This is a genomic window from uncultured Sphingomonas sp. (genome assembly GCF_913778135.1).
Taxonomy (GTDB): domain Bacteria; phylum Pseudomonadota; class Alphaproteobacteria; order Sphingomonadales; family Sphingomonadaceae; genus Sphingomonas.
In genome coordinates this window covers 1-6,174 of record NZ_CAJYVU010000048.1, presented here as the reverse complement: position 1 = coordinate 6,174, position 6,174 = coordinate 1, and the positions used below count along the sequence as shown (strand labels likewise).

The following is a 6,174-nucleotide window of genomic DNA, read 5'->3' as shown; positions in this document are numbered from 1 at the left end:
GCCGTGTCGCGCTCGAGGCGTTGCTGAGCGATGGCACGCTCAAGTCTCGTCGCGACCATGAGAGCGACAACGGCCGCTCCACGCTCGACTCGATCATGGGTGAAGTCGACGAACTCGCGCGCGAACGATGAGGACGCCCGAGTTCATCAAAAGTCCGCACGCCATCGGATCACGACTATCACTGGCGTTTAGCCCATTGATGATGGTTCAAGCGGGTTAGCCTGACCGACAGCATTTGCTGTCGTGCTAGCAGCACTCCCACTGATTGGCTTGGCTATTGAGTTGACGTGTTGGTCACGCGTTGCGCTATGCGCTACCGATGCACGCCTCATACGAAGACGCCCGCATTCGCGCGATCGATCACGCGCCCTTCCTCGCTGGATTGATTGCGCGCGCCGACGCTGACGAGGCGTTGCTTGCCGAAGCGGACGCGCTGCCTGTTCCGAAGCGCTTGCGCGTGGAGCGCCGCCGCGTTGCGCGCGAGGTGGCACTCGGCGATCTTGCTGGCCAGCTCGACCTGACGGCGGTGACGAAGCGGCTGACGCACTTCGCCGATGCCAGTCTCGACACCGCGATCCGCACCGCGATCGCCGAGCGTACGCCCGATGCCCCGCAACGAGGCTTTGCCGCACTCGCACTCGGCAAACAGGGTAGCTTCGAGCTCAATTATTCCTCCGACATTGACCCGATCCTGATCTACGATTCCGCGACGCTGCCGTGTCGGCCGCGCGAGGAGCCGGGCGACGCCGCCGTCCGCATCGCGCGGCGCATGCTCGAACTGCTGCAGACACGCGACGCTGACGGCTATGTCCTTCGCGTCGATCTGCGGTTGCGCCCGTCGCCGGAGATCACGCCGCTCGCGGTGCCGGTCGACGCGGCGATCGCTTATTACGAGTCGCAGGCGCTGCCGTGGGAACGCGCCGCCTTTATCCGTGCGCGCGCCGCGGCCGGCGACGTGGCGCTGGGACAGCGCTTCCTCGACACGATCCGTCCGTTCATCTGGCGCCGAAGCCTTGATTTCGGCGCAGTCGGCGAGATCCTCGACATCACCCGGCGCATCCGCGACCATCACGCGCAGGGTCAGTCATTCGGCCCCGGCTATGATCTCAAGCGGGGTAGGGGCGGCATCCGCGAGATCGAATTCTTCGCGCAGATACACCAGCTGATTCACGGCGGTCGCGATCCGGCCCTGCGCGCGCCCGCGACGCGCGACGCGCTGGCGGCGCTGGCGGCGGCCGGACGTATCCCCGAGGCGGATGCCGCGGCGCTGGCGGAGGCTTATACGCTGCTGCGCACGATCGAGCACCGCGTGCAGATGATCGACGATCGCCAGACGCACGCCTTGCCGAGCGGCGATGCGCTCGACCGGGTCGCGCGGCTGCACGGTCTGGCAGATGGCGGCGCGCTGCTCGACCTGCTGCGACCCCACGTGGCGCGCGTGGCCGCGACGTTCGACCAATTGGCGCCGACGACGCGCGGCGAACTGCCGCACGATGCGGTTGCGCTCGCCGAGCGGCTGCATGATGCGGGTTTCGTCGATGGCGCCGCGGTGGCCGCGCGGATCGGCGATTGGCGTGAGCGACGCTACCCGGCGCTGCGCAGCCCCGCGGCGCAGTCGGCGCTGGAGGCGGTGCTGCCAGAACTCGTCGGCGCGCTCGCCATAGCGCCGGTGCCGGACGCCGCGGTCGAGCGACTGGACCGCGTGATCGAGCAGTTGCCGAGTGCGATCAATTTCTTCCGGCTGCTGGAGGCGCAGCCCGCGCTCACCGCACTCGTCGCGCGGGTGCTCAGCCACGCGCCGACGTTGGCGGAAGAAATGACGCGGCGGACCGACCTGCTCGACGGATTGATCGACGCGAGCGCGCTCGATCGAGTCGGATCGGTTGATGAACTCGCGCGTACGATGCGGCGGGTCGAGGCGGGGGCCGATTACCAGACCTTGCTCGACCATGTCAGGCGCGTCGTGGGGGAGCAGCGTTTCGCGCTCGGCGTGCAACTGGTCGCTGCCGCCGCCGATCCGTTGCAGGTCGCCGCCGATTATTCCCGCGTCGCGGAGGCCGCCTTGTGCGTGCTGGCGGAGGCGACCGTCGCGGAGTTCGCGCGTGCGCACGGCTGCGTGCCGGGTAGCGAGCTGCTGATCCTGGCACTCGGCCGTTTTGGGGGTGGTGCGCTGACGCACGCGTCGGACCTAGATCTGATCTTTCTGTTCACCGGCGATTTCCTGACCGAGTCTGACGGGGCGAAGCCGCTCGGTGCGACGCTATATTACAATCGCCTTGCGCAGCGGGTCGCGGCGGCGCTGTCGGTAGCGACCGCTGCGGGGCCGCTCTACAAGGTCGATACACGGCTGCGCCCCTCGGGTACGCAAGGTCCGCTCGCCGTCACGCTCGAGTCGTTCGCCCGCTACCAGCGCGAGTCGGCGTGGACGTGGGAGCATATGGCGCTCACGCGTGCGCGCCCCGTGTTCGGTTCTACCGACGCCCGCGCCGCGCTCGATGCCGTGATCGCCGACGTTCTGACGGGAGGTCGTACCGAGCGCGACATCGTCGCCGATGCCCGCACGATGCGCGCCGACATGGCGGCGCACAAGCCGCCGCAGGGGCCGCTCGATGCCAAGCTGCTGCCCGGTGGACTGGTCGACTTGGAGTTCACCACCCACGTCGTGCAGTTGGTGACGCGGAGCGGCTTCAGCCCCGATCTGGGCGAAGCGCTCGACCGGCTGATTGCCGCCGGCCGTGTCCCGGCCACGCTGCGTGACGCGCACGACCTGCTCACGCGGCTGCTCGTTACCGCGCGGCTGGTCGCCCCCGACGCGGCGGAGCCGAGCGCGGAGGCCACGCGGTCGCTGATCGCGCAGGCGCTGAAGCTGCCCGACTGGGCGGCGGTGCTTGCCAGCTTCGCCGCCGTACGCGAGGAGGTCGCGCGTTGCTGGCAGGAGTTGGTCGATGGATGAGTTACCCGATGTGGCGGCGACCGGCGTCGATGGACAACCGCTGCGGCTGCTCGACCTGCCGCGCCCGCTGGTGGTATATTTCTATCCCAAGGACGACACGCCCGGCTGCACGCGCGAGGCGCAGGATTTCTCCGCGCTGGCCGACGATTTCGCCGGCGCGGGCGTTCACGTGCTCGGCGTGTCGCGCGACAGCATCGCCAAACATGAGAAGTTCACTGCCAAGCACGATCTGCGCGTCGCGCTCGCCAGCGACCTCGACGGCCAGGTGACCGAGGCGTTCGGCGTCTGGGGCGAGAAGCAGATGTACGGTCGCACCTATATGGGGATCGAGCGTGCGACCTTCCTGTTCGACCGCGACGGCAGGCTTGCGGCTGAGTGGCGCAAGGTAAAGGTGCCGGGCCATGCCGTGGCCGTGCTCGAGGCCGCGCGACGGCTTTGACCAGCGTTGCAGAAGCCTGTCGCGAAGTCCTGACAACATCCGCACCGGTCGCCAAACTGAAGGCGGCGAGGCGGGTCGCGCGCGCGTGGCGTAAAGGTATGCTCGACCACGCGTTCGACGTCGCCATGCCCGCCAAGCCTGCCTGGCCGCCGCGTCCCGAACTGCTGCCGCCCGGCAAGATGCCCAAGCGCGGCAAGGCGGGGTCGGAGCGCGGGCGGATCGCATTGCTTCACGCGCTGGCGCATATCGAGTTCGTCGCGGTCGATCTGGCGTTCGACATGGCCGGGCGGTTCGGCGCCGGCTTCCCGCGCGCGTTCGTAGACGACTGGATTTCGGTCGGCGCGGACGAGGCGATGCACTTCGCGCTGCTCGACCGCCGCCTGCGCGCGCTCGGCTCCTTCTACGGGGCGCTGCCCGCGCATGCCGGTCTGTGGGAAACCGCGGCGCGGACCGCAGACGATCCGCTCGCGCGGCTTGCGGTGGTGCCGATGGTGCTGGAGGCGCGCGGGCTGGATGTGACCCCGACGACGATCGCACGGTTCCGTGCAAGCGGCGACGAAGCGGGCGCGCGCATCCTGCAGCGCATCTATACCGACGAGATTCGCCACGTCCGATTCGGCACGAGGTGGTTCGAGTGGGCCTGCGCGGAGCAAGGGCTGACCCCGCCGACGCACTGGCGCGCGTTGATCGAGCGGCATTTTCGCGGGCTCGTCCGGCCGCCGTTCAACGACTCGGCGCGCACCTTGGCCGGTCTGACGCGCGAATATTGGGGCGGGCTTGCCTCGGAATGACACAATGCGCCACAAAGCTGCCATCAGGACGGCCGGGGGGTCCCTACCGATCCAGGTTCATTCACGCGGGCGGGCGCTGACCTTACCGGGCAGGCGCGCGGCTGATCGATCGACGATGGGGTTTGATGATTAAGCTCGCTTTGACGTCCGCCGCGGCGGTGATGACGGTGGCCGGTCTGGCGCTTTCGGGTGTCGCGGCTGCCGAAGCGCCCGCGGGCTTCCAGCCGGTCGCGACAACCCAGAACCACGTCCCCGCCGGCGGTCCGTTGATCGGCGCGACCAGCCCCGAAGCGCGCAGCGACATCGCTGCCGACGCGCAGTTCCGATCGTTGTTCATGAGCTGGAAGAAGCTCGACGGCGGCAACACCGGCGCGATCGCGATCCCCTCGGTTCAGCCGGTGTCGAGCCTGAAGTTCACCAGCAACTTCGGCATCCGCTCCGACCCGTTCCGCGGCACCGCTGCGATGCATGCCGGGGTCGATATTCCCGGTCCGATCGGCACGCCGATCTACGCCACCGCCGACGGCATCGTCAGCCACGCCGGACGTCAGGGCGGCTACGGCAATCTGGTCGAGATTAACCACGGCAAGGGGATCGCGACCCGCTACGGCCACTTGTCACGCATCATCGTCGCCGACAATGCGCGCGTGAAGCGTGGGCAGATGATTGCGCTGATGGGCTCGACCGGGCGCTCGACCGGCTCGCACCTCCACTACGAAGTCCGCATCGATGGCCACGCGGTCAATCCGATCCCGTTCCTGACCACTGCCGATTACCTGCTCGCCGCGCAGGATCGCTCGGTTGGCGTGATCCCGGTGTCAACCAGCGGTCCTGCGCCGCAGGACTGAACGATCAGGGCCGGTTGAACCTCAACTTTGTCAACTTCGCCTCCACGTGAGGCACGGGCGGGGTCGGTTGCGGGTGCAGCCGGCCCCGCTTACATGAAGCGTATGGCAATGCTCGCACCCGATATCGCGCTGACCCCCGCCGCTGCGGCCCGCGTCTCCAGCATCGCCGCCAGGCAGGGCAAGCCCGCGATCCTGCGTCTCTCGGTAGAGGGCGGGGGGTGTTCGGGCTTTCAATACAAGTTCGGCTTCGCCGACGCGCCTGACGCGACCGACACCGTTGCGGAGACCGACGGCGTTCGTCTGGTCGTCGACGATGTCAGCCTCGATCTCGTGCGCGGCTGCGCAGTCGATTACGTCGAGTCGCTCGGTGGCGCGTCGTTCCAGGTGAGCAATCCGAACGCCGCGTCAGGCTGTGGTTGCGGGACCAGCTTCTCGGTGTAAGGCTTCGTGGCGTGAAAATCGTCACCTACAACGTCAACGGGATCAAGGCGCGGCTTGAGCGTCTGGTTGAGTATCTAGCCGAGCAGCAGCCCGACGTGGTGTGCCTGCAAGAGCTGAAGTCGTCCGACGAGACGTTTCCGGAGGCCGCAATCCGCGATGCCGGCTACGGCGCGGTCTGGCATGGGCAGAAAGGGTTCAACGGCGTCGCGGTGCTCGCGCGCGGGCAGGACCCCGTGGAGCGCCAGCGTGGGCTGGAGGGCGAGCCCGAGGACGATCACAGCCGCTATCTGGAATGCGGGGTCGATGGGTTGGTCGTCGCGTCGATCTACCTGCCCAACGGCAATCCGCAGCCGGGACCCAAATTCGATTACAAGCTGCGCTGGATCGACCGCCTTCGTGCGCGCGCGCAAGTGCTGCTCGACAGCGAGGTCCCGGCGTTGTTGGCGGGCGATTACAACGTCATCCCCAACGACGACGATACTTTCTCCGTCTCAGCGATGGCGAGCGACGCGTTGATGCAGCCGGAAAGCCGGCATGGTTACCGCGCGCTGGTGGCACAGGGGTGGACCGATGCACTGCGCAGCCGCCACCCGCGCGGCGGCGTGTGGACGTTCTGGGACTATCAGGCGGGGGCGTGGCAGCGTGACGCAGGGTTCCGCATCGATCACCTGTTGCTCAGCCCGGCAGTCGCCGACCGGTTGC

At 68.0% G+C, this 6,174-nt stretch carries 6 protein-coding genes; all 6 read left to right on the top strand.

Features of this window, described 5'->3' with window-relative positions; genetic code table 11:
* Positions 1 to 319: 319 nt before the first annotated feature.
* The gene (locus QZ847_RS05155; protein WP_294353821.1) at positions 320 to 2,953 is read left to right on the top strand and encodes a bifunctional [glutamine synthetase] adenylyltransferase/[glutamine synthetase]-adenylyl-L-tyrosine phosphorylase; all 2,634 of its coding nucleotides are present in this window, start codon (positions 320 to 322) and stop codon (positions 2,951 to 2,953) included.
* On the top strand, positions 2,946 to 3,392 hold the full coding sequence (locus tag QZ847_RS05150) for a peroxiredoxin (protein ID WP_294353818.1): 447 nt from the start codon (positions 2,946 to 2,948) through the stop codon (positions 3,390 to 3,392). Before QZ847_RS05155 ends, QZ847_RS05150 begins: the two co-directional genes overlap by 8 nt.
* Entirely contained in the window at positions 3,389 to 4,183 is a 795-nt protein-coding gene (locus tag QZ847_RS05145; RefSeq protein WP_294353815.1) for a ferritin-like domain-containing protein, read from the top strand. Before QZ847_RS05150 ends, QZ847_RS05145 begins: the two co-directional genes overlap by 4 nt.
* Before the next feature lie 125 nt (positions 4,184 to 4,308).
* Positions 4,309 to 5,031 (top strand): M23 family metallopeptidase, encoded by a 723-nt coding sequence (locus tag QZ847_RS05140; RefSeq protein ID WP_294193076.1) that lies wholly within the window; start codon positions 4,309 to 4,311, stop codon positions 5,029 to 5,031.
* Positions 5,032 to 5,139: 108 nt separating this feature from the next.
* The gene (locus QZ847_RS05135) at positions 5,140 to 5,472 is read left to right on the top strand and encodes an iron-sulfur cluster assembly accessory protein (RefSeq protein ID WP_294353813.1); all 333 of its coding nucleotides are present in this window, start codon (positions 5,140 to 5,142) and stop codon (positions 5,470 to 5,472) included.
* Between the two features lie 11 nt (positions 5,473 to 5,483).
* Positions 5,484 to 6,174 (top strand): exodeoxyribonuclease III (gene xth, locus QZ847_RS05130; protein WP_294353810.1); only part of this gene is annotated, 691 nt, incomplete at its 3' end.

Coding starts and splice junctions, on each gene's coding strand:
- QZ847_RS05155 (WP_294353821.1), top strand. CDS start 320: ATGCACGCCTCATACGAAGACGCCCGCATTCGCGCGATCGATCACGCG.
- QZ847_RS05150 (WP_294353818.1), top strand. CDS start 2,946: ATGGATGAGTTACCCGATGTGGCGGCGACCGGCGTCGATGGACAACCG.
- QZ847_RS05140 (WP_294193076.1), top strand. CDS start 4,309: ATGATTAAGCTCGCTTTGACGTCCGCCGCGGCGGTGATGACGGTGGCC.
- QZ847_RS05135 (WP_294353813.1), top strand. CDS start 5,140: ATGCTCGCACCCGATATCGCGCTGACCCCCGCCGCTGCGGCCCGCGTC.